The organism is Neisseria sp. P0007.S010 (assembly GCF_051962875.1).
Lineage (GTDB): Bacteria > Pseudomonadota > Gammaproteobacteria > Burkholderiales > Neisseriaceae > Neisseria > Neisseria subflava_A.
In genome coordinates this window covers 1-280 of record NZ_JBQCUX010000043.1, presented here as the reverse complement: position 1 = coordinate 280, position 280 = coordinate 1, and the positions used below count along the sequence as shown (strand labels likewise).

General features: G+C 62.9%; 1 protein-coding gene. It reads right to left on the bottom strand.

Annotated features, from left to right (window positions below; all coding sequences use genetic code 11):
- Positions 1-263 (bottom strand): aminotransferase class V-fold PLP-dependent enzyme (locus tag ACTHR7_RS10825; protein ID WP_440370810.1); only part of this gene is annotated, 263 nt, incomplete at its 3' end.
- Between the last annotated feature and the right edge of the window lie 17 nt (positions 264-280).

Genomic DNA, 280 nt, shown 5'->3' with positions numbered 1-280 from the left:
CACTTGTGCAGGTTGAAACCGGCGAACGAGATGCCCAGTTGCCCTAGGTCGAAGTCGATCTGGCCCAACGCATGGGCGCCATCGAGGATGATTTCGACGCCATATTCCCTTGCCGCCCGGGCGATGGCCTCCACCGGCATGACCAGGCCGGTACGGTGGGTGACGTAGGTCAGCGCCATCAGCTTCAGGCGCGGGTGGCGGCTGAAGGTGTCGCGATAGGTCTGCACCAGGCTGTCGAAACTGGCCGGGTGGGCGTGGGACACTTTGATCACCTCTACAC